Origin of the sequence: Planococcus lenghuensis, from assembly GCF_001999905.1 — a bacterium.
Taxonomy (GTDB): Bacteria; Bacillota; Bacilli; order Bacillales_A; family Planococcaceae; genus Indiicoccus; species Indiicoccus lenghuensis.
In genome coordinates this window covers 2,733,074-2,758,302 of the sequence record NZ_CP019640.1, presented here as the reverse complement: position 1 = coordinate 2,758,302, position 25,229 = coordinate 2,733,074, and the positions used below count along the sequence as shown (strand labels likewise).

The 25,229-nt window shown below is 49.2% G+C and carries 28 protein-coding genes; 24 read left to right on the top strand and 4 right to left on the bottom strand.

The features are described from left to right. Position 1 precedes the first annotated feature (1 nt). The 19 genes from fliJ (at position 2) to B0X71_RS13990 (ending at position 16,168) form a co-directional block, all read left to right on the top strand. Entirely contained in the window at positions 2-463 is a 462-nt protein-coding gene (fliJ, locus tag B0X71_RS14080) for a flagellar export protein FliJ (RefSeq protein ID WP_077590022.1), read from the top strand. After that, complete coding sequence (locus tag B0X71_RS14075; RefSeq protein WP_077590021.1) at positions 460-1,830, top strand: flagellar hook-length control protein FliK; 1,371 nt, start codon at positions 460-462, stop codon at positions 1,828-1,830. Before fliJ ends, B0X71_RS14075 begins: the two co-directional genes overlap by 4 nt. A gap of 19 nt (positions 1,831-1,849) precedes the next feature. After that, positions 1,850-2,317: a flagellar hook capping FlgD N-terminal domain-containing protein gene (locus B0X71_RS14070; RefSeq protein WP_077590020.1), complete on the top strand. Its 468-nt coding sequence runs from the start codon at positions 1,850-1,852 to the stop codon at positions 2,315-2,317. Positions 2,318-2,357: 40 nt separating this feature from the next. Further along, positions 2,358-3,146 carry a flagellar hook-basal body complex protein gene (locus B0X71_RS14065; protein WP_077590019.1) on the top strand — a complete coding sequence of 263 codons (789 nt, stop codon included), beginning with the start codon at positions 2,358-2,360 and terminating at the stop codon, positions 3,144-3,146. A gap of 53 nt (positions 3,147-3,199) precedes the next feature. Then, complete coding sequence (locus tag B0X71_RS14060) at positions 3,200-3,415, top strand: flagellar FlbD family protein (protein ID WP_077590018.1); 216 nt, start codon at positions 3,200-3,202, stop codon at positions 3,413-3,415. A gap of 14 nt (positions 3,416-3,429) precedes the next feature. Next, on the top strand, positions 3,430-4,416 hold the full coding sequence (gene fliM / locus B0X71_RS14055; protein ID WP_077590017.1) for a flagellar motor switch protein FliM: 987 nt from the start codon (positions 3,430-3,432) through the stop codon (positions 4,414-4,416). After that, complete coding sequence (gene fliY, locus B0X71_RS14050) at positions 4,406-5,470, top strand: flagellar motor switch phosphatase FliY (RefSeq protein ID WP_077590016.1); 1,065 nt, start codon at positions 4,406-4,408, stop codon at positions 5,468-5,470. The genes fliM and fliY overlap by 11 nt, the downstream gene beginning before the upstream one ends. Next, positions 5,470-6,117 carry a flagellar biosynthetic protein FliO gene (locus B0X71_RS14045; RefSeq protein ID WP_077590015.1) on the top strand — a complete coding sequence of 216 codons (648 nt, stop codon included), beginning with the start codon at positions 5,470-5,472 and terminating at the stop codon, positions 6,115-6,117. The genes fliY and B0X71_RS14045 overlap by 1 nt, the downstream gene beginning before the upstream one ends. After that, positions 6,114-6,803, top strand: a complete 690-nt coding sequence (gene fliP, locus B0X71_RS14040; RefSeq protein ID WP_077590014.1) for a flagellar type III secretion system pore protein FliP — start codon at positions 6,114-6,116, stop codon at positions 6,801-6,803. The genes B0X71_RS14045 and fliP overlap by 4 nt, the downstream gene beginning before the upstream one ends. A gap of 16 nt (positions 6,804-6,819) precedes the next feature. After that, entirely contained in the window at positions 6,820-7,089 is a 270-nt protein-coding gene (gene fliQ, locus B0X71_RS14035) for a flagellar biosynthesis protein FliQ (protein ID WP_077590013.1), read from the top strand. A gap of 10 nt (positions 7,090-7,099) precedes the next feature. Next, on the top strand, positions 7,100-7,888 hold the full coding sequence (gene fliR, locus B0X71_RS14030) for a flagellar biosynthetic protein FliR (RefSeq protein ID WP_077590012.1): 789 nt from the start codon (positions 7,100-7,102) through the stop codon (positions 7,886-7,888). Further along, positions 7,881-8,969 carry a flagellar biosynthesis protein FlhB gene (flhB, locus tag B0X71_RS14025; protein ID WP_077590011.1) on the top strand — a complete coding sequence of 363 codons (1,089 nt, stop codon included), beginning with the start codon at positions 7,881-7,883 and terminating at the stop codon, positions 8,967-8,969. The genes fliR and flhB overlap by 8 nt, the downstream gene beginning before the upstream one ends. 22 nt (positions 8,970-8,991) lie before the next feature. Next, entirely contained in the window at positions 8,992-11,052 is a 2,061-nt protein-coding gene (gene flhA / locus B0X71_RS14020) for a flagellar biosynthesis protein FlhA (RefSeq protein WP_077590010.1), read from the top strand. Then, the gene (gene flhF / locus B0X71_RS14015; protein ID WP_077590009.1) at positions 11,049-12,170 is read left to right on the top strand and encodes a flagellar biosynthesis GTPase FlhF; all 1,122 of its coding nucleotides are present in this window, start codon (positions 11,049-11,051) and stop codon (positions 12,168-12,170) included. Before flhA ends, flhF begins: the two co-directional genes overlap by 4 nt. Next, positions 12,163-13,020: a MinD/ParA family protein gene (locus B0X71_RS14010; protein WP_077590008.1), complete on the top strand. Its 858-nt coding sequence runs from the start codon at positions 12,163-12,165 to the stop codon at positions 13,018-13,020. The genes flhF and B0X71_RS14010 overlap by 8 nt, the downstream gene beginning before the upstream one ends. A gap of 35 nt (positions 13,021-13,055) precedes the next feature. Then, the gene (locus B0X71_RS14005; protein WP_232336700.1) at positions 13,056-13,835 is read left to right on the top strand and encodes a FliA/WhiG family RNA polymerase sigma factor; all 780 of its coding nucleotides are present in this window, start codon (positions 13,056-13,058) and stop codon (positions 13,833-13,835) included. 97 nt (positions 13,836-13,932) lie between these two features. Next, positions 13,933-14,385, top strand: coding sequence for a hypothetical protein (locus tag B0X71_RS14000; RefSeq protein ID WP_077590007.1), 453 nt, complete (start codon positions 13,933-13,935; stop codon positions 14,383-14,385). 6 nt (positions 14,386-14,391) lie between these two features. Further along, positions 14,392-14,838 carry a YaaR family protein gene (locus B0X71_RS13995; RefSeq protein WP_232336699.1) on the top strand — a complete coding sequence of 149 codons (447 nt, stop codon included), beginning with the start codon at positions 14,392-14,394 and terminating at the stop codon, positions 14,836-14,838. Between the two features lie 424 nt (positions 14,839-15,262). Continuing rightward, the gene (locus tag B0X71_RS13990; RefSeq protein ID WP_077590006.1) at positions 15,263-16,168 is read left to right on the top strand and encodes an AEC family transporter; all 906 of its coding nucleotides are present in this window, start codon (positions 15,263-15,265) and stop codon (positions 16,166-16,168) included. A gap of 107 nt (positions 16,169-16,275) precedes the next feature. Here B0X71_RS13990 and bioD read toward each other — a convergent pair whose 3' ends face one another. Both bioD and B0X71_RS13980 read right to left on the bottom strand, forming a co-directional pair. Then, positions 16,276-16,980, bottom strand: coding sequence for a dethiobiotin synthase (bioD, locus tag B0X71_RS13985; protein ID WP_198038613.1), 705 nt, complete (start codon positions 16,978-16,980; stop codon positions 16,276-16,278). Positions 16,981-17,358: 378 nt separating this feature from the next. Further along, positions 17,359-17,613, bottom strand: coding sequence for an AbrB/MazE/SpoVT family DNA-binding domain-containing protein (locus B0X71_RS13980; RefSeq protein WP_198038612.1), 255 nt, complete (start codon positions 17,611-17,613; stop codon positions 17,359-17,361). 312 nt (positions 17,614-17,925) lie between these two features. On the opposite strand from B0X71_RS13980, the gene B0X71_RS13975 reads away from it, so the two are divergent. Continuing rightward, positions 17,926-18,801 (top strand): HipA domain-containing protein, encoded by an 876-nt coding sequence (locus B0X71_RS13975; protein ID WP_077590003.1) that lies wholly within the window; start codon positions 17,926-17,928, stop codon positions 18,799-18,801. 1 nt (position 18,802) lies between these two features. Further along, complete coding sequence (locus B0X71_RS13970) at positions 18,803-19,567, top strand: HIRAN domain-containing protein (protein ID WP_077590002.1); 765 nt, start codon at positions 18,803-18,805, stop codon at positions 19,565-19,567. 203 nt (positions 19,568-19,770) lie between these two features. Here B0X71_RS13970 and B0X71_RS13965 read toward each other — a convergent pair whose 3' ends face one another. After that, on the bottom strand, positions 19,771-20,247 hold the full coding sequence (locus B0X71_RS13965) for a helical membrane plugin domain-containing protein (protein WP_077591008.1): 477 nt from the start codon (positions 20,245-20,247) through the stop codon (positions 19,771-19,773). Positions 20,248-20,267: 20 nt separating this feature from the next. After that, a complete protein-coding gene (gene fdhF, locus B0X71_RS13960) occupies positions 20,268-23,189 on the bottom strand; it encodes a formate dehydrogenase subunit alpha (protein ID WP_077590001.1) in 2,922 nt (973 codons plus the stop codon). A gap of 153 nt (positions 23,190-23,342) precedes the next feature. Between fdhF and fdhD the strand changes: the two genes are divergently transcribed. The 3 genes from fdhD to B0X71_RS13945 all read left to right on the top strand — a co-directional run bounded on the left by fdhD (position 23,343) and on the right by B0X71_RS13945 (position 24,962). Beyond that, positions 23,343-24,170: a formate dehydrogenase accessory sulfurtransferase FdhD gene (gene fdhD, locus B0X71_RS13955; RefSeq protein WP_077590000.1), complete on the top strand. Its 828-nt coding sequence runs from the start codon at positions 23,343-23,345 to the stop codon at positions 24,168-24,170. Positions 24,171-24,252: 82 nt separating this feature from the next. Next, on the top strand, positions 24,253-24,504 hold the full coding sequence (locus B0X71_RS13950; protein ID WP_077589999.1) for a hypothetical protein: 252 nt from the start codon (positions 24,253-24,255) through the stop codon (positions 24,502-24,504). After that, positions 24,501-24,962, top strand: a complete 462-nt coding sequence (locus tag B0X71_RS13945) for a PIN domain-containing protein (RefSeq protein WP_077589998.1) — start codon at positions 24,501-24,503, stop codon at positions 24,960-24,962. Before B0X71_RS13950 ends, B0X71_RS13945 begins: the two co-directional genes overlap by 4 nt. Positions 24,963-25,229: the final 267 nt, after the last annotated feature.

Here is a 25,229-nt window from a genome sequence, read left to right as displayed (position 1 = left end):
GGTGACAACATTCAATTTTCAATTTCAGCGGTTACTGGAGTTAAAAGAAAATGAAAAAAGCATTGCGCAAAGTCAAATGGCACATGCGATTCGCCAGCAAGAAACAGGGAAACGCCATCAGGAAGCCATCCACTCAAAAATTCAGGATGCCGAACGATTGAAAAAGGAAAAGCAGCAGGGTGGCGTCCACATATCAGAATTGCGTTCACTCGTTAATTACATACAGCAGCTTCAGGAGCAATTGGTGTCTTACAACCGGGAGTTGGACCGCCTGGACCATGATGTGTCCACAAAACAGCATCAATTGAACCGGAAAGCGCAGGAAGAAAAAACGTGGGAACATATGAAACAGCAAAAAAAGGCGCTTTTTGAAGAACAGCGCAAAGCGGAAGAGCAGAACTTTTTTGACGAGTTGGCAAGCACCCGCTTTTACCGTTCTTCAAGAGCCGGGTCAGGTGAATGAAGACGGTCCTGGCTGAAGTGCCAAAGCTGCTGTCGGATAGCGTGAAGACCCGATCAGCAGCGGATGCCAAACAAAAGACTGGCGGACATCCGGTTCGGACTTCTGATGTGTTTGCCCAATTATTTGCCGCTGTGACTGCGGAAGCACCGGCTGCTGAAAACAGCCGGCAGTCGGCGGATGAGCTTCAGGAAGCGCTGAAGATCTTGGAGGAGTTGCCGGCAGATGAACTGACACCACAACAGCGAGAAGTGGTCGCCGGCGCCGTTCAGGCATTGCTTCAGCAACTCGGACAGCTTGAACAACAGCCACCGCGAGGAACAGTAGGCGTTTTGCCGAAAGAACAGAACTCACAGCGCTTGCTCGCTCTATTGGAAACAACGGTTCGACAGCTGCAGGAAGCAAGTGCGAAAGCGATTGAAGGAATTAAAGAAAGCAATACACCTATGGTATCTGAGACAGAAGAGAACATTGGCCCGGTTGCCGCTAAAGGCCAGTCAGAAGCGATCTTTAAGCAATTGACGGATCTCCTCCAGCGTCTTTCAGCCGAACAGCAACTCGCGAGTGCGCCCCGGCAATTCCGGCAGATGCAACGAGTCCAAGAAATGGTTCCGCTGACCTTAAAGGCAGAAACGCCAACGCAGCAATCAGCCATCACTAGTATTCCGGTTACAGATCCTGCTGTTCCGAATTTGCCGGAACAGCAGCCGGAAGCAATTCGGACCGCAGAGAACAAGCAACCAGAAGCACGCCAAGCTATAGAAAGTAAGCCATCACCGGTAGCTGGTTCATCTGTAGAAACAGACCAATCACTGGAAACGGTCCGGTCACCAGAGGTAAATCAATCAACTGCCGAATCCCGAGGGGAGACAGTCAAAGCGGAACCGAACTTACAGCGGCCGCTCCCGCCTGCAACTCCTCAACCGGTCGTCCGGGCTTCCCAGCTTACAGCCGATTTAGCCCCGGTGCTTCATGAGTCGATCCGGCTGACGGGGAACGGGGAAAGCACCCAGATTAAAGTGTCCATTTTTCCTGAACACTTGGGGCATCTTGACATCCGGCTCAATGCCGCTGACGGCAAGATTATCGCCCAGATCTTCACAAGCAGTTTCGCTGCCAAGGAAATGCTCGATTTTCAGCTGAATCAATTACGGACTTCCCTGACTCAGCAAGGAATCACAGTCGATACACTGAATGTGTCTTATCAGCAGCCGCAAGGATTCGCCGGGCAGCATAACAGCCAGCCTGAACAGCGGCCGTTCCGCCAGCAAAAACCCAGTGCGGCACGCGGCTATGAACAAGTGGAAGAGGAGTCCGGAAAACGAACCGGATCTTCTGCTGGCGTCATGGCAGTGGATTACAGCGTGTAATTAAGAAAGGACGATTCCAATGAATGTAAACAGTCCATCAGCTGCAACAATGCCGGCTGCAGGCAGCCGGCAGCCGGCTCAGTCGGCTAGCGCTTTAGGAAAAGATGCGTTTCTGCAAATTTTGGTGACGCAGATGAAAAATCAGAACCCGCTTGAGCCATTGAAAGATACGGAATTTATCGGGCAGATGGCGCAATTCAGTAGCCTCGAACAGCTGACGAACTTGAATCAGACGATGAACCGCTCTGTTGAAATCGCTGGAAAGCCTTCCCTTATGGAACAGGCGCACTTGATCGGAAATAAAGTGTTCTGGGAACAGGAAATGGACGGACAGCTGCAGTCAGGTGAAGGTGTGGTAAAAGCGCTGACGGTGAAAGACGGGCGATTGACAGCGGAACTCGAACCGGGAGACATCAAAATTTCACTGGATGCAATCCGCCGCATTGAGGAATACACAGCCACAAAAATCGGACAGGAGATCGTCTGATCCCAAGCGGGACGGATGATACTCGAAAGGGGAAAAACATATGCTTCGTTCCATGTATTCAGGTGTATCAGGTATGAAAAACTTCCAGACGAAATTGGATGTCATCGGCAATAACATCTCGAACGCCAATACGATCGGCTACAAGAAAAGTACGATTAATTTCCAGGATTTATTGAGCCAGAATTTATCGGACAGCGGAGCCAACACGATGCAGGTCGGATTAGGATCGACGATTGCAGCGATAAACGTTCAGCACACGCCAGGGTCAATTATGACGACAGGAGTCGGAACGGATCTGTCGATTATGGGAGACGGGTTCTTTGTGGTCCAAGACCCGGAAGCACAGGGCCAGGAAGGGCGCTTCCTGACGCGGGCGGGGAATTTCACGACCGACGCCAACGGATTTTTGGTGACAGCTCAAGGCTATAACGTATTGGACAGCGATGGCAATGCACTTCAAATTGATCCGACTGTATATGATTCATTCACCATCAACCGGCAAGGTCAAGTGATGGGCAAACAGCCGGATGGAACGGAAGTGCCGGAAGGATTCATCGGAATTTCTACGCCTGCCAATCCGGCGGGACTCAGAAAATTCGGCGGCTCGCTCTATGAAATGACCGGGAAAGCAGGCGGCGATGTCATAGTGATAAACACACCGGCCAACCAGAACACCGAAATCGGTTCGGGCCAGCTGGAGATGTCAAACGTGGATCTGACAGAAGAGTTCACGGAATTGATCATCGCACAGCGCGGTTTCCAGGCCAATTCCCGGACAATCACCACTTCTGACGAGATTCTGCAGGAAGTCGTGAACTTGAAGCGATAAGGTGAGGGGGACAGGATGAGGGGAGGCTGACGCCTTCTTTCATCATTGACTGTATGATCCAATTAACGAAACTGAACAATACGACGTTTACACTGAATGCTGTCTATATCGAACGGATTGAATCCACGCCGGATACGGTCGTCTCGCTGCTGTCGGGCAAAAAGATGCATGTGCTGGAGACGGAACAGCAGGTGGCTGATCTGGTGACGCAATACTACAGGAAAATCAATTTATTAACAGGGCTGCAAGAGCAAGCCGGAACGGATTAAGGAGGAAGAACACGATGAATACATTATCGGATGATCAGCTGAATGCCATCCTTTCTTCCTTACAGCAAGAGGAATCCGCAAAACATGCCGACAGCCGGAAGCGCAGCGTGCATACATATGATTTCAAGAAAGCTCTCCGGTTCTCACAAGATCAGATCCGGACACTGACCCGGATCCATGAGAACTTCGCCCGGTTACTGACATCGTATTTCTCTGCTCAGTTGCGGACGATGGTCCAGGTCACTGTCGATTCGGTCGAGCAATGCCCGTATGAGGAATTCATCCAGAATGTCCAAAAGCGGTCCATTCTCGGCGTGTTCGAAGCGAAACCTCTTCAAGGCAGCATGGTGATGGAACTTTCACCGGACCTGGCTTATGTCACATTCGACCGGCTGCTCGGCGGCCAAGGCAAAGTGCTCCAGAAACATAACGATTTAACGGAAATCGAAATCAGTTTGATCGAGCGGGTGTTTGTAAAAGCGATCGACAGCTTTCAGGAAGCCTGGTCGTCGGTCATCAGGCTGGCGCCGGAATTGAAGGAAATCGAAGTGAACCCGCAGTTTCTGACGATGTCCCCGCCGAATGAAACCGTCATTCTCGTCGAGTTGAACGTTAAAATCGGTGAAGTGGAAGGGGTCATCAATATTTGCCTGCCGCATGTGGTGCTCGAACAAGTATTGCCGAAACTGTCGGCCCGCCACTGGCTGGCAAACCAGAAAAAAGCGGTGGAAGACCGGGAAGTTGAAGCAATCGAGCAGAAACTGCAGGGTACAAAATTCGATGTCAAAGCGGTGCTCGGCAGATCGACGATCAACATCAGCGATTTTCTGAGCCTGAAAAACGGAGATATCATCCGGCTGAACGAAGCATATGATGATCCGGTAACCGTCTGGGTCGATGAAAAACAGAAGTTTTTCGGGCAGCCGGGGGTCGCGAAAGGCCGGATGGTGGTCCAGATCACAGAAGTCCGGTCAGAAGGGGATGAATACGATGACAAATGAAAAATTATCTCCAGATGAAATGAACGGGCTGTTGGGCCGCAAAGGAAAACCGGAGGCGGCGAATGGACCGGATACATTAAATGCAACCGAACAGGAAATCGTGAAGGAAACATTTTGCGTAGCGCTGGGCAGTGCCGCGCGTCCATTCACCAGGCTATTTGGCGACCAAGTGCTGATCACGGCACCGGAACTGGCAGTGAAACGGACAGCGGACATGTTCCAGGAAGCGTCCGTTCCCTATTTCGTGGTACTGAGCGATTACAGCGAATTCCTTGAAGGCGTGCAGCTCCTGACCGTTTCTCAGGCAGACGGACGGGCAATGGCGGAAATAATGAATGACGGGGATTCGGAAGACCCGGCCGTTCAACTGGAAACGGTGCAGACAGCCGTGAAAATGGCGTTTGATGCCGTGGCGCATTCCCTATCGGCGCTGCTCGAGCAAGAGGTGGCGCATTCCTTGTCAGGCGTCGATCTTGTAACGGAACCGGGAACGTTCCAAGCCGCGAATTTTATCAAGGAAGACGGGGCCGTCGAATTCAAGTTCCAGGCAAAAGTCGGCAGCCGGCAAAACCTGAATTTTCATTTCTGCCTCCCGGTCCGGCTGGCGAAACAGCTGGCGGCCGTGTTGGACGATTCAGCAGATGAGGATATGCAAGAGGAGACACAGACGATGCCATTTCAATCGGATAATCAATCAAACGGATCGAATCCGCAGCCAAAACCAGGCGGAACACCGAACGTGCAATCCGTTCAGTTCGCCAGTTTCGATGACGAAGCACCGAATCAGTCTGAACCGAATAATCTGGACATGCTGCTTGATGTGCCGCTTCAGGTGACGGTCGAACTCGGCCGGACGAAACGCATGGTGAAAGAAATACTGGGCATTTCCCAAGGTTCGATTTTAGAGCTCGATAAATTGGCGGGTGAACCGGTGGATATTCTTGTGAATAATAAATTGATAGCAGTGGGCGAAGTGGTCGTCATCGATGAAAATTTCGGTGTGCGGGTAACAGACATTCTGAGTGCAGCAGACCGCATTTCGAAACTGCGCTGATGAGGTACTTATTAAAACCGGCTGCTGCATCGTTACTGTGCATGCTGCTGATAAGTGTCGCCATCATCTTATCACCGGCGGCAGCCAGTGCAGCGCCAAGTGTGAGCGACGCCTTAGAGAACGGGACCATTGATGATGAAGCGATCGAAGAAACTGAAACAACCGGTGAAAATGACACGAGCCTCATTTCGGTGATTGTGAAACTCGTCTTCTATACCGCATTAATCGTAGTGCTGATTTATGCGCTGATCAAGTTTCTGGCGCTGCGTCAGCAAAAACTGCAGCCGAATCAAGCTGTGCAGCTCATGGGCGGGACGCCGCTCGGTAATAATAAATCATTGCAATTAGTTAAAGTCGGCGGACAGGTATATTTAATCGGCGTCGGGGATGAAGTGACGTTAATCAAAGAGTTTTCAGACGCAGCCGAAATCGGCGCTATCGAAAAAAGCCTGGAAACCCCGTCTTCCTTTTCATTGAAATCCGCGCTGACATTCGGTAAACCGGCGAGCGACGGAGAAACGCCGAAATGGAGCCAAGGGTTTGAATCGCTGTTCAAGCAAAGTCTCGACCGCCAGCGTGAGAGCCGCGAGCAATTGACGTCCGAACTGCACCAGGCAGAAGAGGAGCGGGAGGAGCGGTCATCATGATGCCGGAATTACTGCTGCTAATCAGCATCCCGGGCATTGATGCGGGAACCGATAACCCGGAGGACGTCGCCGTAACGCTCCAGCTATTGGCATTGCTGACAATTCTGTCGCTTGCACCGGCCATCCTGGTCATGCTTACTTCCTTCACCCGGATCATTATCGTGCTGTCATTTGTCCGGACGGGACTTGGCACGCAATCCATGCCGCCGAATCAAGTGCTGATCGGCCTCGCGCTGTTTCTGACGTTTTTCGTCATGGCGCCCGTCGCCGAAGAAATTAATGACACGGCGCTGCAGCCATATCTTGCCGGCGAGGCGACGCAGGGAGAAGCGTTTGAAACGGCGATACTGCCTGTGAAGGAATTCATGGCGGAACATACGCGGGAAAAGGATTTGGCGCTGTTCTTCAAATACGCGGAACTCGAGAAACCGGAGAGCATCGAAGACATACCGCTCACCGCGCTGGTGCCGGCATTCGCCATCAGTGAACTGAAAACCGCCTTTCAGATCGGCTTTGTCATCTTCATCCCGTTTTTGATCATTGATATGGTCGTCGCCAGTACGCTCATGGCGATGGGGATGATGATGTTGCCGCCGGTCATGATATCACTGCCATTCAAAATTTTATTGTTTGTACTGGTCGATGGCTGGTACTTGATCGTTGAATCACTGCTGCTCAGTTTTTGAGGGAGGGAAGAAACCAATGACTCCGGATACGGTAATAAAACTTGCAGAGCAAGCGATCTACATGGTCATCCTGCTGTCGGCGCCGATGCTGCTCATCGCACTCGCGGTCGGACTTCTCGTCAGTGTTTTCCAGGCCATGACGCAAATACAGGAACAGACATTGGCCTTCGTTCCGAAAATCATTGCGGTGTTCGTCTCGCTGGTCGTCTTCGGGCCTTGGATGCTGACGATGATCGTGGACTATACACGGGATTTGTTCCAAAATCTCCCGCACATGATCGGATAAGGAGTGTGAAATGACTTCCATTGTCGAGGCGCTGCCTTATTTTCTTTTAATCTTGATCCGGCTGACCAGTTTCTTCCTCATTGCACCGCTGTTTTCAATGAAAGGCATCCCGACCCAATTCAAAATCGGCCTGGCTGCACTTTTATCACTCATTGCCCTGGGCGGCGTTTCCACTGATGAAATTATTGCGCTGGATGCCTATTACGCCCTTCTTATTTTTAAGGAATTGGCGATCGGTGTCGCACTCGGGTTCACAGCAACACTTGTGCTTTATACGGTTCAGATTGCAGGTGCGTTCATCGATTTTCAGATGGGCTTTGCGATTGCCAATGTCATTGATCCGCAGACGGGAGCCCAAGTTCCGATCATCGGGCATTTCAAGTACATGATGGCATTGCTGTTCTTGCTTTCGGTGAACGGCCATCATTTGCTGCTTGATGGCATTATGCAGAGCCTGATGATTTTTCCGGTGGAACGCATCGATTTTGCGGTCGGATTCGACGGAACGGCTGAGTTCATCACGACTTTGTTTTCGTTCATCTTCCTGACGGCGCTGCAAATTGCCATGCCGATTGTCGGAGCGCTGTTTTTAGTCGATATCGCATTGGGAATTCTGGCGAAGACGGTGCCGCAGCTGAACATTTTTGCGGTCGGGCTGTCCGTGAAGATTTTCGTCGGTTTTATCCTGTTGTTTCTGGCCATGCCGGTTTATTTTTACCTGCTGCAGTTTTTGTTCGAACGAATGGTGACGAGCATGATGGACTTGATGAGCCTGTTAGGGGGGACGCTAAGTGAATAAACGCTATCCGCTCGACTTGCAATTTTTTGCCGGCGAAAAGACGGAAAAGGCGACCCCGCAAAAACGCCAGGAGTCAAAACGCAAAGGGCAAGTTGCCAAAAGTGCAGAAATCCCGGCCGCGCTGATCATGTTCGGCGGCATTCTGCTGTTGTATTTTGCAGGCGGCTGGATGCTGGATCGGCTGCTGACCGTTTTCCGCATCCATTTCAGTCAGTACATCAGCTGGGAGCTGACCGAAGCGTCAATCCAGACGTTGTTTGAACAAATGACCGTCTATGCCTTTGTTATGATGGCCCCGATTTTGGTTATTGCGCTCATTCTCGGCATTGCCGGCAATTACGTACAGATCGGTGTCTTGTTTACAGCCGAACCGTTAAAAATGAAGTTGGACCGGCTGGATCCCGTACAGGGAGCGAAACGGATTTTTTCCGTTCGGGCGCTTGTTGAACTGGCCAAATCGTTGCTGAAAATCGCGATTATCGGCACAGCCGCATTTCTTGTGCTATGGCTGGAAAAAAGCGAACTGTTTTTATTGTCCCAGAAGAGCATCGGGGAATCCTTATCGTTTATCGGATCACTCGTTTTGAAAATGGGGCTGGCTGCATCACTCTTATTGATGGGTTTAGCTGTCCTGGATTACCTGTACCAGAAATACGAGTTCGAAAAAAACATCCGGATGTCCAAACAGGATATTAAGGACGAGTTTAAAAAGGCTGAAGGGGACCCCTTGATCAAGTCGAAGATCAAGGAACGCCAGCGGCAAATGAGCATGAACCGGATGATCCAGGATCTGCCGAAAGCCGACGTACTCATCACGAACCCGACGCATTACGCCATCGCCATCCAGTATGATGCGGAAACGATGGAAGCGCCGATTGTCATCGCGATGGGGAAAGACCACCTCGCGCTGAAAATAAAAGAAAAAGCGAAAGAACTCGGCATTGTCATGATGGAAAACAGACCGCTCGCCCGCGCTTTGTATCAGCAAGTGGAAGTGGGCGATTCAGTGCCGGAGGATTTATTTATCGCCGTCGCTGAAGTGTTGGCATACATATACAGACTAAAAGGGAAGATCGGATAACCGACCGGAAGGAGCTGCCCGTTTGAAAACGAGAGACTATGCTGTCTTATTATCAGTGATCATGATTGTCATCATGATGGTGATTCCGCTTCCGCCACTGTTACTGGATTTCTTGATCATCGCCAATTTAAGTATCGCTTTGACGATTATCCTCGTGGCGATGAACACACGAGAAGCCCTGCAATTTTCAATTTTTCCTTCATTGATCCTATTAACCACGTTGTTCCGCCTCGCGCTCAACGTATCCACCACCCGTTCCATTCTGTCGAACCAGACAGGCGGGGAAGTCATCGAAACATTCGGTTCGTTTGTTGTCGGCGGTGAAGTCATCATCGGGATTCTGGTGTTCCTGATTCTCGTCATCATTCAGTTTCTGGTCATCACGAAGGGCTCGGAGCGTGTGGCGGAGGTTGCCGCCCGGTTCACGCTCGATTCCATGCCCGGCAAGCAAATGAGCATTGATGCAGATTTGGGCGCCGGCATGATTTCCGACCAGGAAGCGAAGAAAAGCCGCGAGAAAATCGGTCAGGAAGCCGACTTCTACGGGGCGATGGACGGAGCGAGCAAATTCGTCAAGGGCGATGCCATCGCCGGAATCATTATCACCATCATCAATATTATCGGTGGCCTCATCATCGGTGTGGTCGTACATGGCATGCCGATCGGGGAAGCGGCCGAATTATTCACACTCCTGTCGATCGGGGACGGACTGGTCAGCCAGATTCCGGCATTGCTCATTTCGACAGCGATGGGAATTGTGGTCACGCGGGCAGTGTCCGACGGGAATCTGGGCTCGGATATTACAAAGCAATTATTCGCTTATCCGAAAATGCTTTATGTCGTGTCCGGAACCTTGATCCTGATTGCGTTCCTGACGCCGATCAATCCTATGTTGATTTTGCCGGTCGCCGGCCTGATCGCATTCGGTGCCTTTAAGATGCAAGGGGCTTTAAATGATTTGGAAGAAGAAGAAAAAGAAGCGACGGACGATGATAAAGCGCTCGAAGCGATGAAGAAGCCGGAAAGCATCACGGACCTGCTTCATCTCGACGCAATCGAGTTCGAATTCGGTTACGGCCTCATCCCGATCGCCGATAAAAACCAAGGCGGTGATCTGCTCGACCGGGTTATCATGATCCGCCGGCAATGCGCGATGGAACTCGGCATCATCGTTCCGGTCATCCGCATCCGCGATAACATCCAGCTTGGCCCGAGTGAATACGTCATCAAGATCAAAGGCAATAAGGTCGCATCGGGTGACATCATGCTCGACCGTTACTTGGCGATGAGCGGCGGAGTGGATGACGACAGCATTGAAGGAATCGCGACGCATGAACCGGCGTTCGGCATGCCGGCGCTGTGGGTCACCGAAGACATGAAAGAAGAAGCGGAAATGGCGGGTTATGCTATCATCGATCCGCCGTCGGTCGTGTCGACGCATCTGACAGAAGTCATCAAACGGCATGCGCATGAATTGGTCGGCCGCCAGGAAGTGAAATCACTGATTGACAATGTGCGGGAAACGGCGCCGGCTGTCGTGGAAGAATTGATTCCACACATGATGACGATCGGTGAAGTGCAGAAAGTGCTCATGAAGCTGCTGCAGGAAAAAGTGTCGATCCGCAATTTGCTGATGATCCTGGAAACCTTGGCGGATTATGCCGGCCATACGAAAGACAGCGAGTTGCTGACGGAGTATGTGCGACAGGCGCTGTCACGTCAGCTCACTTTGCAATATGTGAATCCGGGCGGCACACTTCAGGTGCTGACGGCCGGAGCGGGTCTTGAGAAGAAATTCATGGATTCCATCCATCGCACCGAGCAGGGCAATTATTTATCGATGGATCCGGAAACGTCCCAGAAAGTGTTCGAAAGCATTTCACAGCAGGCGACGCAGCTACAGCAGACCGGCATCCAGCCGATCCTGCTGACATCCCCGTCCATCCGGCTGTATATGCGGCAGTTTATCGAACGCTTTGCGCCCGATCTGCCGGTTCTGTCCTATAACGAATTGGAATCGGATATTGAAATCCAGAGTGTAGGCGTCATCAATCTTTCAACGGAAGCGGTTAGCGTATCATGAGACTAAAAACTTACATCGTCAAAAATACCACGGAAGCGATCCCGCTGATCAAACGGGATCTCGGAACCGATGCACTCATTTTAAATACGAAAAAAATCAAGACCGGCGGATTTTTGGGTTTATTCCAAAAAGAACGGCTGGAAGTGACAGCGGCGGTTGAAGCGCCGTCCCGGAAAAAGCCCGAACCGGTTCAGCGGCCGGAACCGCGTCAGGCGGCGGAACAAGCGGCTCCGGTTCCGCAGGCGAACGTGTCGAGTACCGAATTGCTCGATGAGTTGAAACACATCAAGCAATTCATGCTGCAGGTCATTGATGAAGACCGGATGCCGGCGTCTTTAAAAGCGTTGAATAAACACTTGAATCAGGAAGAAGTCACGGCGGAAATCCAGTCGGAATTGTATTCCAGGCTGATGTTGACGCTGAACGAGCGGGGAGATGGTACCGAACGGCAAGTGAAGCAGCTGGCGCGGGAAGAAATCATCCGGCTCGTGACTGCTCATCAAAAGCAGCCCGCTGTGAAAGACCCGGACATCGTCTGCTTTATCGGTCCGACCGGCGTCGGAAAGACGACGACGATCGCGAAAATCGCGGCCGACTATATGCTAAAAGAGGACAAGCGGGTCGGCTTGATCACATCCGATACGTACCGGATCGCGGCTGTCGAGCAATTGAAGACATATGCGTCCATCCTGAACATGCCGATTGAAGTGGTGGAGTCACCGAATGATCTCTCTCACGCGCTGAACGCGCTGAGCGATTGCGACATCATCTTGATGGACACAGCCGGCCGGAACTATCAGCAAAAAAATTATATCGATGATTTGGAAGGGTTGCTTGCCGGCAAAGGGCGCATCCAGATCAACCTGGTGCTGAGCCTTGCTTCTAAATATGAAGACATGAAGCGAATCCTGGCGAATTTCAAGACGATCGGGATTGATGAACTGATTTTGACCAAAAAAGATGAAACGAGTTCCGCGGGGGCGATTTTGAATCTGCTTGTCCATTATTCCATTCCGATCCGTTATATTACGACCGGTCAAAACGTTCCGGACGATATTTTGAAAGCCACGCCCGAATTGATTGCAGATTTTATAGTAGGGGAAGATAACCATGGTTGATCAAGCGAATCAATTGCGCGAACGTGTCATGCAGAAGAAAAGCAAAAAAGAGCGCCGGCAGACGCGGACCATCGCGGTGACAAGCGGCAAAGGCGGTGTCGGCAAGTCGAACTTCACCTTGAACTTCGCGCTGGGCCTCATCCGGCAGAACAAGAAAGTGCTGCTGTTCGATGGGGATTTAGGGTTCGCGAATGTGGATGTGCTGCTCGGCAGGTCCCCGAAAGAAACGATTGCGACGATGCTTGAGAAGGATTTAAGCGTCTGGGACATCATCGAGGAAGGGCCGGAGGGGCTGCTGTTCATCTCAGGCGGTTCCGGTTTCAACGAATTGTTCCGGCTCGATGAACAGCGGATGGATAAATTCTTCAAAGAATTAAGCGTGCTGCAGGGCGTCGTCGATTATATTCTGCTTGATACGGGCGCCGGGCTTTCGTATGAAAATCTCCGGTTCATTCTGGCGGCGGATGATGTTGTTCTTGTGACAACGCCGGAGCCGACATCAATTACGGATGCGTACTCGATTGTGAAAATGGTGCATGCCAAAGATCCGAATGTTCACTTGAAGCTCGTGGTGAACCAGTGTACGAACGATAAAGAAGGCCATGACACGATTGCGAATTTCCAGCGGGTGACCGAGCAATTCCTTGAAAAGAAATTGGGGGCACTGGGATGCATCCCAAGCGACGGCAATGTGCCGAGTGCCGTGAAAAAACAAAGCCCGTTTCTCTTGGCATACCCGCATTGCGATGCCTCACAGGCGATTCACCGCATTACGGGGGAATACCTGCAGCTTCCGGTTCCATATAAATTGGGGCTCAAAGGCTTTTTATTGAAAATGCTCTTCAAGTAACAGGCCGGTGGATCTTAGACGTGGTGGTGAAACAGATGACAATGAGCAGCAAAGCATCAAAAGAAGAGCTGGTCAGCTGGGAAGGCTGGCAGCAGCATCGGGATCCCGATGCAGGGAATGACTTAGTCGAGCGCTACCTGCCATTGGTCGACTACGTCATTCAGCGCTTTATGATCAATTTACCGAAAACGGTCGACAAAGATGACGTCCGCAGCCTGGCGTATGAGGGGTTACTCGATGCGTTTGATAAATTCGATATTGAACGCGGCCTGAAATTCGAGACGTATGCCTCCTGGCGGATCAAAGGCGCCATCATTGATGGGTTGCGGCACAGCGACTGGCTGCCCCGTTCGGTGCGTGATAAGGTCAAAAAAATTGAGCAGGCGTATGCGTTACTCGAACAGCAGAACAACCAGTCGGTGACCGATGCGGAAGTCAGCATGTATTTGGGCATCACGGTGAAAGAGCTGAATAAGACGGTGTCGGAAGCGGCGTTGTCGGCGATGATCTCCATCGACGAAGCCGTGAACGACGATTCCGAATCGACAGGAAAGCATCAATTGATCCAGAGCGGGAAAGAAGGATCGCCGGAACATCACCTGTCCGAGCAATTGATCAAAGAAGCACTGATGCGGGCGATCGAGCGGCTGCCGGAAAAAGAACGGATCGTTATCGCGCTTAGCTATTACGAAGAACTGAAACTGACCGAAATCGCTGAAGTGCTCGGTGTCAGCGTATCCCGCATTTCACAGCTGCATTCAAAAGCGATACTGCGGCTGCAGGCGGCCGTGCTGTCGGTGAACGAGGCATATTGAGGAGAGGAAGTTGTTGGTGTCCCTGTGTCAGAGAGGATTCGGAATTTTTGTTGTCTCTGTGTCAGACACAATTTAATGAAGGTCAAGGTGTTGACGGATGGAATGGGTGTTAATCGGGTTATTTGTACTCGCTATACTGGTGAATATTAGATCGTTTGTCCTGCTGAATCAATTGAAGCAGCAGAAGAGCCGGTTCGATTCTGAGACAGCTGATATTTATCGGAATTTGGAAATGTTCACAGCAGACATTGAAGAGAAAAACGAAGAGCTGTACAAGGAATTTCTTGTACATATTGAAAATAAAGAGGCGCAATTTAATGAGCGGTTGCTGGAATTGGAAGAGAAACTGGGCTCTCAGCCGAATGATGCTCCGGTTGTTGATGAAGATATAGCCAGTTTGGATGCTGGCTTTGAAGACAATAAAAAAGTGGAAACCCTGCATAAGCAAGGCTTTTCACCGGAGCAGATTGCGAAAGTGCTGCGACTGGAATTGGGCAAAACGGAATTGATCGTGAACATGCTGAACAGGAAACGAAGCTATCAGAAGTAGGGTGAGGTGGGCGCTTTGCGTATTGAGGGCCAGCAGAATTTCCAGAACGAACGGATACATAGAGGTACAGCCGGCAGTAAACCGGCTGATTTATTCGCTAGTGCCATGAAGGAATCGCAGGCGAAACTGCAATTCGAGTCGTTAACGCAATTAATGACGCAAGTGGATGCCCGAGGGGAAAAACTCGCCAAGCAGCGGACCCTTGAAAATCTGATGGCTTATAAGCAGGTGCTGAAGCAGTTCATCGGGGAATCGGTGAATTACGGGCTGCAGCTGAGTGAGAAACAAAGCTTTGGTTACAACGGTGGCATGCGGAAGCATCAAGTCATCGAAACCGTTGATCAAAAGCTGATCGAGCTGCAGGATGAGGTGCTGGCAAGCGAGTCGGATGGTGTGGAGACATTGCGGCTTGTCGGGGAGATTAAGGGGTTACTGGTGAATTTGTATATGTAGGGTTTTGCTATAAGTTCATTATTGTTCTATCGGAGCAGTTGAAGGTGGACGCTTTCCGCGGGTACAGCTTCAGCCGCTTCCTTCGCGTTTGCTCAGTCCAGGGTCTTCAGCTTGTACTGTTCCCGCCGGAGTCGCCACCTTTCACTTGCTTCAATAGACTGGTATGATTCATTTCGTTTCTGTATTGAAAACTGAACTGCAATTTATAGTAGAAAAGCAGCCACCTTCCATGAAATCAATTGATTTTGAGGGTGGCTTTCGTATGTTTATTGGATGAAAGAGGTGGCCGTAACTAAATAGAACTTATGGATGGAAAGAAGAGCTTCCTGTAAAGTTAGCTGGTTTTTTCAGTAAGCTTTCCGTAAAATGGATAGATATAGGGAAACGGAGAATTTCCCTGTACTTTTATTGGATGTGAAAACTTGTGGTCATTGCAGAAATTTTAAATGTTGTTTTGCCGGTGTTCCTGATTTTAGGTGTCGGTTTTATCGTGGGCAAGTACTTGCCTGTGGACTCGAAGTCGGTGTCTAATCTTGCGATTTATGTCTTCAGTCCCGCACTTTTCTTTTACTCTGTTTCGACTTCAGAGATGGATCTGGCAGATTTGGGGCGAATCGTCCTATTTGCCTTTGCCTTGTTCCTGTTATTTGCCCTATTTATTTTTGTGGCCGGGAAACTTCTCGGTTGGGATCAGGCGTATCAAAATACATTGATGCTGGCGAGCGGCTTTCCGAATGCCGGGAATTACGGACTGCCGATTATTCTTTTCGCCTTCGGGGAAGAAGGAGTGGCGATCGGCATCATCTATTTGGTCATGCAATCGCTATTAATGAATTCGGCAGGTGTGTATTATGCGTCGAATCATAGTGAGATGCTGAAGAAGGCGATTCTTCTGACAGTTGTGCGGATGCCGGGGTTCATTGCCATCCTGCTTGCGTTGGGATTGAAAATCTTCGCCATTCCGGTGCCGGGAGCTATTGAAAATGCGACCGGACTTTTGGGGCAAGCCGCAATCCCGCTGATGCTGATGCTTCTTGGTATTACGCTTGCGTCAATTCAGCTGAAGAGCGTCATCCGGTTTATCGGGACGGCGACGTTGTTCAAACTGGTCGCTTTCCCTGTGTTGGCGTTTTTGTTGCTGCTTGTCATCTATCCAGCTGATGCGCTCGAATCGAAGGTGCTGCTCGTCGCCGCTGCCACGCCAACCGCTGCGACAACGACTTTACTGGCTATCAAATTCGGGATGAATCCGGACATGGTTTCAAGTGCGATGTTCGTCAGTACGGTCGTGAGTGTTATCACTATTCCGGTTTTATTGGTTATCCTGTAGGTGAAGTTAACAACATATGGCACCTGAAAAGCGAATGAGCCATCCTCGAATTTTGAGGATGGCTCTATTTTGGTTCCTAATTCAGGCATAAGTGCTTTAAGAAAGGACTAACCATACAATTTATCTAAATCAATTCCTCTTATCAGTTCCTCCAATACTTCCTCTTCACCTATGCGAGCTTCCACATTTTCGACCTGGGGAACAATCCCAATAACCGGTATTCCTGTCACTTTCTCAATCATTGCCGGGTTATGCTTAATCCCTTCAGTAGGATTGTCCGGATAACCGTTTATGATGATTCCTTTTATGTTAAGGCCTTTGCTCTGAGCATAGTGAGCTGTTAACGTAGTAGCGTTAAGTGTCCCGACAGTAGCATGAGTAACAATGATAATCGGTATATCCAACTCTATAATCAGTTCGGGGGTTCCGTACTGCTCATCAATTAACGGAACAGCCAGTCCGCCTGCGCCTTCTACTAGCACCAGGTCATGTGTCTCTTGCAACGCATGATAATTCCGTTTGATCACTTGCGGATCGATCGGGTTATTAGCTAATCGGGCAGCCAAATGAGGGGAAAACCGGGGTTCATACAGAAAAGAATTAAGCTGCTCGTTATCTTTTGATGTATAAACTTTCCGGTAAAGTTCCACATCCGGAGCCAGCCATTCCGCACCATCCGTAATCGCTCCGCACTGCACCGGTTTATAGGGAACCGCATTTACTTGTCGTCTTTGAAAAGCGTATGTAAGACATGTGGTGATAACGGTTTTACCAACATTAGAGCTGGTACCTGTAATAAAAATGCCGGACAAAGAATCACTCCTTATTCAGATTAGCAGTAGTGTAGCATAGTTGATTTATTTAGGAGTAACTCTTTGTTTAAGATTGAAGTCTTGTGTTGAAAATGAATCCAAGTATGTAAGGAGAATCTTAGAAAAAGAAGCCATCCTTAATGAAATCAACTGATTTTGAAGGTGGCTTTGAATCTTTATTGATATAAATAATCTTAATCGAGTGGAACACGAGGAAAGGCCAATTTAATGAAGCTTTTAAGATACCTGGGTGTTTTCTTTTATTCCTCCAACGTCTACCAGCGGGTTTGTAACATTCTATAACATCCATGTTCACGATACGGCAATATAACACTTTGATCGATATGGATTATCCTTTCAGCAGCAAGAAAAAACGATTCATCTATCAACGAGTCCTTTTAAAGCTTCGTGATGCGTCTCCATCTCTTCTTTAAGGATAGTGCAAAAATCTGGAGGAATGCCATCCAGTTGTGCAATTGTTTCAGGAGCTTTTTTAATGACGAGCTGGTTGCCGACCAGTTCAACTTGGACTTTATCCCCTTTTTTGATATTCAACTCCTCCGGTACTTCGATGGGTAATGTAAGGCCCAGTGAGTTGCCAACTTGTACAATGCGTCTTTCTGTGAATGCCACTGTTTTTCCTCCTGTCCCTCTACTTAATCGTGTTATAGCATAATTTATTCGTTTTATCGACACTAACGTTCCAATCAGAAGTCATGTTTTGCCAACAAAAGTAATGTAGTCATTCTTAGTAATTGCATTAAACAGAGCTGTCTATACTAAAAGAGTGGCGAGCGATAGTGTGAGGAATAGATAACTTGGAAATCGCAGCAAAATATCACTTTGCACTTGTATTGGCAAGTAATGTTACAATACGTATAAGTGATTCACTTTTGTTTGCAAAAAATGAGAAGTAAAGGAGATAGCAAGGGGAGGGTTTGCTTGATGGATGTATCGGATTGGCCAATTACGGGTTACGGCGAAAACAGTACTTTAGAAAAATTTGAACTGCTCTCTCCTGAAGGTGTCCCTTACGTAATTAAGTTTCCAAGAGAATTCGACCAAAAGCGTACGAATTGGGAAGATTTAAATGAAATAATAGCCGCTAAAATTGCTTCTATGTTGGGTTTAAAGGCGGTCGATGCTGAGATTGCCTATTATGGTGATCGAAGGGCCTGCTTGATGAAACATTTCGCTTTTCAATTCGGAGCGGATGACCGGGAGACTGTAGCAGCGTTATTGATTGGTCAATTCGGGGAAGAATACAAGGATATAAGTGATTCTTCTTTATCCAACTTACAACGCTTAGAAGAATTTCTTAGTCTCTTTAACCAATTTAACTATTATCCAATTGTAAAAGAATATTTTGTCCATATGAACTTTTTCGATATTCTCATTGGAAATCAGGATCGGCATGGTCATAATTGGCAACTGTTATTCCGGGAAGGAGAACCATCGCCAAGTCCCTTGTATGATAATGGAGCTTCGCTTGGCTGGCAGCTACCGGATGAGAAGTTGCTGGAGTACCTTTCTTCACCAGAAAAGATGCACAAGCTATATAAAAAAACGCTGTTAAAGGTTGGTTTAGATAACCGTGAAACTCCGAAGATAAAAGCCTCATCTGTGATTGAATACCTTATCACGAGCTATCCGTCAGAAACGAAGGCATTTTATGAAAAATTACTCTCGTTTGATATGGAAGCATTTGAAGTGTATTGCCAAGCAGTACCTTTAATCTCGGAAACACGAAAGAAATTTCTAACCCATTTTATTGACTACAGAAAAGAACAACTACTCCGAAAAATGGAAGGAGGTAATTGATTTGAATTTTGTTAAATCACTTCTGCTTATTTGGAAATGTAAAAAAGACAGTTTATATTACCACGTCGGGACATTAAGCTACGACGGCAATCTGTATAAATTCGAATATACGCACGCCAGTCAGTCGACTCGTGATGTGAAATCAGCAATGAAGCAGGGGTACTCACTTCTTCCAGCTTTCCCTTTACTGAAAGTGAAGTATGAAGCTGCTCATTTATTCGAGGCATTTAATCGTCGAATCCCTGACCGTTCGCGAGTAGGCTACGGGGACTTTATTAAGGATTATGGATTGACTGAACGTGCAGATCGAATGGATATCCTGCAAGCTACTCGCGGAGCGCTTGCCAACGATCCGTATACATTCGAACAACCTCTGCGATTGAATGGGGATAAGTTAAGTGCCAGTTTCTTCATAAATGGTATGCGGCATCGAGATGAATTAAAGAATAGCTGGATGCATGAAGTCACAGCAGGTGACCTACTATTATTGCAGTTGGAACCAGAAAACGAAATAGATCCGCATGCAATTCGGGTTTTAACAAAGCAAGGACTTCATCTCGGTTATATACCTGGCGTATATAATCAGGCTCTTCATGCTTTACTTACACGGGGAGTTCCATTGACCCTTCGAGTGAAAAAGATTCGCCCTTCCTTTGCACCGCAGTGGTGGGTGGAAGTTTCGTTTGAAGCACGAGTGGATTTGCAGGATGCTGAATCACTCGAAAAATCTACACTTATCCATGTACTTCAGCGAGCAATTGCATAAACTGTCTTTCATTAATTGTAATCTTGGAAACCAAATTATTTGTTCAGACGCAAGAATTCTTATAGAAAAGAAGCCACCACCGAAATCAAACGGTTTTGAGGGTGGCTTCTATGTGTTTAATGGGAAAAGAATCAGTCATACTTGGCAGAAGGCAGGGAAGAGATATCAAAGGATGCAAGTCAAAGTGCGAAAATATCTCGCATTCACCTTAACCCCTTTCCCATCCCTTTTAGAAAACTAACTCCAAAACGAATGGACCGGTTGATGTCCGGATCTCGCACAGCTTTCACCATTCCAAAGACGCCGATTTTTTTGTCGCTTTGCCGCTCCCGATCCGCTTCGTCCAACCCTCGGCGCACGCTTTGAGACAGCTTAGCCGTAGCGGCCGGATCGATGGCAGCGAGCGCACCGGCTGCATTCAGCAAGTGATTGAGCAGGTTCGTGACCGGCTTGCGAGAGGCTTGCTGGACTGCAATCCCTGTGATGTTATCTCTAGCTTTCACCATCGCATTCACCGCATCAAGGATGCCGGCGTCATTCAGTTCCCCGGTGAGCTGCAGGATCTTGTTAATCGCTTCGTCCTGTTCGGTAAGTAATGTCTCGAGTTCAGCCAGTTTCTGCTGCTTCTGTTCTTCGGATGTCGGTTCACGCTTTGCGATTCGCGTAATCGGTGCTGCCATTGCCATCACCTTTCTTTCGATTAATCCGTCAGCGGGAAGTAATCCGGCCGCCGCCATTTCCGTTCGACTTCCACGCCCATCTGCGGATTCCGTTTCTTGTCGCGCGGGTTCGATTTCGACAATGGGCTCTTCCCGTCTTTTTTGAGGACTTCCATCCGAACTTTCGTCTGCTTATAAGCCGGCGTGTTCGTCCGGTGATCCGTGGCAGGTCCGGTCAGGAAGTTGATCGCCCGTTCTTTATTGACGGTATGCATCGGGAGGAACAGTTCCTTGCCTTTCACACGGTGAGTCACGAGCACCGGCACTTTCACGGCGCCGTAAGGGGAGACGAGGTGGATGGTCGATCCGTTCTCAAGTCCCCGTTCTTTCGCGAGTTCCGGTGACACTTCGACGAAGTTCTCCGGAATCTTTTCGTGAATACCAGCCGACCGGTCCGTCAAGTTCCCTTCGTGAAAATGCTCGAGCAGGCGGCCGTTGTTGATATGGAGATCAAACTCTTCCGGATAGACGACCGGCTCGACCCAGTCGGATAAAGCGAATCGGGCTTTCTTGTCCGGGAAATTAAAGCCATCCACATACAGAAGCGGCGTGCTTTCGCCGGTGAGGCTGCCCCACAGGAAACTGTTCCAGCCTTCGAGCGCAGCGTAATCCGCTTGCGCGAACAGCGGTGTCAGGCTGGCCATTTCTTCGAAGATGTCACCCGGGTGGCCATAGTCCCAATCGGCGCCAAGGCGATTCGCGATTTCCTGGATGATCCACCAATCGGGTTTCGCCTGTCCGAGTTCCGGCAGCGCTTGATACAGGCGCTGGACGCGGCGTTCGGTATTCGTGAATGTGCCATCTTTTTCGAGCGACGGGGCAGCGGGAAGGATGACATCGGCATACTGGGCGGTCCGCGAAAAGAAGATGTCCTGGACGACGAAAAAGTCGAGCTGCGACAGTGTATCGTGGACATGGTTGGCATTGGAGTCGACAAGCGCCATGTCTTCGCCGACCAAATACATCGCCTTCATGACGCCATCATTGATTGCGTTCAGCATTGAGACGTTGTCAAAGCCTGGCTTATCCCCGATCTCCACGCCATAAGCTTCCTCGAATTTTTTCCGGGTCGCATTATCCGATACGTGCTGATAGCCTGGCAACCAGCCCGGAAGCGAGCCCATATCACAGGCGCCCTGCACATTATTGTGGCCCCGGAGCGGATAGCCGCCAGCACCGGGCCGTCCGTAATTGCCGGTTGCCAGCAATAAATTCGAAATCGCTGCGGATGTATCGGAACCGCCGACATTTTGCGTGACGCCCATCCCCCAAAGGATGCATGTCCCGTCTGCATCGCGGATCGCTTCAGCGATTTGGATGAGTGTCGCCTGTGGAATACCTGTGACTTCTTCGGCATAGCCGAGCGTGTAACGTTCCAACACTTCTTGGAATTCCCCGAAATGATGAACATGCTCGTCGATGAAACGCTGATCGTGCCAGCCTTGATCGATCAAGTATTTCGTAACCGCCATGAGCCACACTTGATCCGTTCCTTGTGTCGGGCTGATAAACAAGTCAGCGCGTTCCGCCATTTCATTTTTACGGAGATCCGCGACGATCAGTTTCTGGCCATGCAGCTTATGCGCCCGCTTGACGCGTGTCGCTAGGACCGGATGCCCTTCAGCCGGATTGGCTCCGATGATGATGACGAGTCCGGCGTTCGAGATATCTTGAATCGTTCCGGCGTCTCCGCCCATGCCGACGGTGCGGAATAGGCCATCCGTCGCAGGAGACTGGCAATAGCGCGAGCAATTATCGATATTATTCGTTTCAAATACCTGACGGGCCAGCTTCTGCATGATGTAGTTTTCTTCATTCGTAATCTTCGATGAGGAAATGAATCCGACGCCGTCTTTTCCATATTCCGTGCGGATGGACCCGAGTTTATTCGCAACCAGGTCAAGCGCTTCGCTCCAAGAGGCTTCGACGAACTCGTCCCCGCGCCGGATAAGCGGCGTGGTCAGCCGATCATCGCTATTGACGAAATCCCAGCCGAATTTCCCTTTCACGCACGTCGAGATGGCATTGACCGGTGCATCGGAGACCGGCTGGATCTTCAGGATTTCCCGGTTTTTTGTCCATACTTCAAACGTACAACCGACGCCGCAGAATGTGCACACCGTCTTTGTCCGCTTCGTCCGGGTGTCGCGCATCGCCGCTTCGGCGTCCGAGACGGCCATGATGCCGCTGTAGCCCGGTTCCACGTCTTTGACGAGCTCGATTAGCGGCGTGAGGTGCTCTTCTTTCATCCCGGTCATGAAGCCCGCTTTCCCGAGCATCGATGTTTCCATGAGCGCGTTGCACGGGCAGACGGTGACACAATGACCGCAGCTTACACAGCTGGATTCGTTGATTTTTGCACCGCCGTCCCAAAGAACGATCGGGCGATCCCGTTCCCAATCCATTGACAGTGTTTCATTGACCTGGAGATTCTGACAGGCTTCGACGCATTGCCCGCAGGCGATGCACTGGTTCGGGTCATAACGGTAGAACGGGTTGGTGAAGTCGACTTGGTCGGTCGAACATTTCGGCGTGAACGGGTATTTCTGATGTTCGATTTCCATCATGTCCACGGTGTTATGTACTTTGCAATTGCCGTTATTATTGTCACAGACGGTGCAGTACAGCAGGTGATTCTCGAGGATCCGGTCCATCGCTTCCGTCTGCGCACTCTTCGCCCGGGGCGACGTGAGACGGACATCCATACCGGAATGGGCAGGTGTCGAACACGTCCGCCGGAGCCCTCCGTTGACTTCCGCGATGCATGTATCGCACGTTTCGATCGGGTCGACTTCCGGCAGGTAACAGATTTGTGGATGGGTGATACCGTGTTCATTGATGACTTGAAGGATTGTCTGGCCTTCCCGGAATTCATAGCTTGAACCGTTGATGCGGATCGGCATGGCAGTACCTCCTTTAATTTGATGAAGCGGGAAATGAAAGCGCTTCAATATTGCGATATGGTATTATTATAGTCAATCTATTATCGAGAAACAACGAAGTGTTTAAATTGTCAAAAAATAAGAGGGATTCGTACTAGAAGGGAGGAAACTCGGATGGAACGGGATACAGAACGGGCGGTGCTCCGCTATACGAAAGAAGGCTTCGCGGAAGTGGAGGACCGGGTGGCCATTGAACAGCCGCTGACCATCAAGATCAACGGCAAGGAATTCATGACGATTGTCTGCACGCCGGAATATATGGAAGATATGGCGGTCGGGTTTCTTGCGTCTGAAGGCATCATTCCGAACCATCGGGACATCCGGAATCTGCGCCTGGACGAAGAAGCGGGTGTACTTCATGTCGAAACGGATAAAGTCTATCCATTCTACGAACAGCTTCTGAATAAACGCTTCGTCTCGTCATGCTGTGGGATGAGCCGGCAAGGCTTCGTGTTCGCCCATGATGCGTTGCGGGTGAAGAAGATGACGGAAACGCGGATTAGGCTCACACCAGCCGATTGTTTCCGGATGATGGAGGCGATGGAGCAGGAAGCGGAGACATTCCATGCAACCGGCGGCGTTCATAATGCCGCACTTTGTGATCGACACGGACTTGTGCTTTCGCGGATGGACATCGGCCGGCATAACGCACTTGATAAGATATACGGCCATTGTCTTCGGAATGACATTCCTGTCCATGATAAAGTCGTTGTCTTCAGCGGCCGCATCTCTTCCGAAATTCTCATGAAAGTGGCGAAAATCGGCTGTGAAATCGTCCTTTCCAAATCTGCACCGACCGATCTCGCGTTGACGCTTGCCGAAGAGCTTGGCATCACGACCGTCGGCTTCATCCGGGATGGTTCGTTTAACTTGTACACGCATCATGAGCGAATCGTCAGTGAGGAAAAGATAGCATACCCGTCTTTCCAACTGGAGGAATAGCGCATGTTTTTTCTGAGTATTTAAATTTTATGGATTGCAAGCTGATGATATAATAAAAAGCAACAGGAATGAGGTGGTGAGAGTGGCAACTAAAGAATACACCGTTAAAACAAGTGATAAGGAAAAAGTGGCAAGAATATTAAATAATTTTTCTGAAGTGCGGATTATAGGCGAAGAAAAGGATGAAAAGGAAGAGATGACTGAAGCAGCGTGTGAAGAAAAAAAGAATCGCTATAGAATACTCGCCGGCAAAGCCAGAGAATTAGGAGAAGACCTTAATGAACTCGAGCAACTGAGCACGCGTGAAGAGCCATGGAGGCATGAGGAAGAGTGAACCGAAAGATTGTGATTTTCGGCACGAATGTATATGTGAATCACTACTTAGGATTTCTGCCTATAGTCAATCTTTTTGACGAAGTGCTTGATGAGGGCAATGAAATCCACATGCCAGCGATTGTTGCAATGGAATTAGTGTGGTATCGCAAAGTAGAGACCGACGAAAAAATAAAGGCAGCAAGACAAGGTTATATCGAAGCAGCTGATAAAGTCATGGACATCACGCTAGATATAGCCTTGAAAGCTGCTGAAATCAGAAGAAAATGGAGCAGCGAGACAGACAAGAAATTGAAACACGGAGACGCACTAATCGCAGCTTCTGCTCTTATAAATGACGCTACTTTATACAGCAATAATGATAAAGCTTTTCTATATATTAAAAAGAACTTTAACTTAACATACATAAATCCAGTAAAGGCCGGTGAATTCGAGTCTTTCAAAAAATCAATTACATAAGAGCGACTCCAACGTTCTCTTTTATTCAGAAGTTATTCAGATGGTGAGCGTTAGTTAAATATAAAAACTGCCTTCTTCGGTAAAGTAAAGAAGCTGCGAAGGCAGTTTCTGTATTTTTATTTAGGCTCTATTAAAGAACGAAGTTGATTTTTTCACTGCAAAAATATGGAGTAAATAGCGCAAACACGCGCCAGCAGGCAAGTGGGCTGTTTAGCGGAATATCAATAGAGAGATTTAATATAGTCTTTATTTGAAAAAGAAGTGTTA

Coding starts and splice junctions, on each gene's coding strand:
- B0X71_RS14010 (WP_077590008.1), top strand. CDS start 12,163: ATGGTTGATCAAGCGAATCAATTGCGCGAACGTGTCATGCAGAAGAAA.
- B0X71_RS13965 (WP_077591008.1), bottom strand. CDS start 20,247: ATGGCAGCACCGATTACGCGAATCGCAAAGCGTGAACCGACATCCGAA.
- B0X71_RS14070 (WP_077590020.1), top strand. CDS start 1,850: ATGAATGTAAACAGTCCATCAGCTGCAACAATGCCGGCTGCAGGCAGC.
- B0X71_RS14075 (WP_077590021.1), top strand. CDS start 460: ATGAAGACGGTCCTGGCTGAAGTGCCAAAGCTGCTGTCGGATAGCGTG.
- fliM (WP_077590017.1), top strand. CDS start 3,430: ATGAATACATTATCGGATGATCAGCTGAATGCCATCCTTTCTTCCTTA.
- B0X71_RS14005 (WP_232336700.1), top strand. CDS start 13,056: ATGACAATGAGCAGCAAAGCATCAAAAGAAGAGCTGGTCAGCTGGGAA.
- fliY (WP_077590016.1), top strand. CDS start 4,406: ATGACAAATGAAAAATTATCTCCAGATGAAATGAACGGGCTGTTGGGC.
- flhF (WP_077590009.1), top strand. CDS start 11,049: ATGAGACTAAAAACTTACATCGTCAAAAATACCACGGAAGCGATCCCG.
- fdhD (WP_077590000.1), top strand. CDS start 23,343: ATGGAACGGGATACAGAACGGGCGGTGCTCCGCTATACGAAAGAAGGC.
- fdhF (WP_077590001.1), bottom strand. CDS start 23,189: ATGCCGATCCGCATCAACGGTTCAAGCTATGAATTCCGGGAAGGCCAG.
- B0X71_RS13975 (WP_077590003.1), top strand. CDS start 17,926: ATGGATGTATCGGATTGGCCAATTACGGGTTACGGCGAAAACAGTACT.
- fliP (WP_077590014.1), top strand. CDS start 6,114: ATGATGCCGGAATTACTGCTGCTAATCAGCATCCCGGGCATTGATGCG.
- fliR (WP_077590012.1), top strand. CDS start 7,100: ATGACTTCCATTGTCGAGGCGCTGCCTTATTTTCTTTTAATCTTGATC.
- B0X71_RS14045 (WP_077590015.1), top strand. CDS start 5,470: ATGAGGTACTTATTAAAACCGGCTGCTGCATCGTTACTGTGCATGCTG.
- B0X71_RS14000 (WP_077590007.1), top strand. CDS start 13,933: ATGGAATGGGTGTTAATCGGGTTATTTGTACTCGCTATACTGGTGAAT.
- fliQ (WP_077590013.1), top strand. CDS start 6,820: ATGACTCCGGATACGGTAATAAAACTTGCAGAGCAAGCGATCTACATG.
- B0X71_RS14060 (WP_077590018.1), top strand. CDS start 3,200: ATGATCCAATTAACGAAACTGAACAATACGACGTTTACACTGAATGCT.
- B0X71_RS14065 (WP_077590019.1), top strand. CDS start 2,358: ATGCTTCGTTCCATGTATTCAGGTGTATCAGGTATGAAAAACTTCCAG.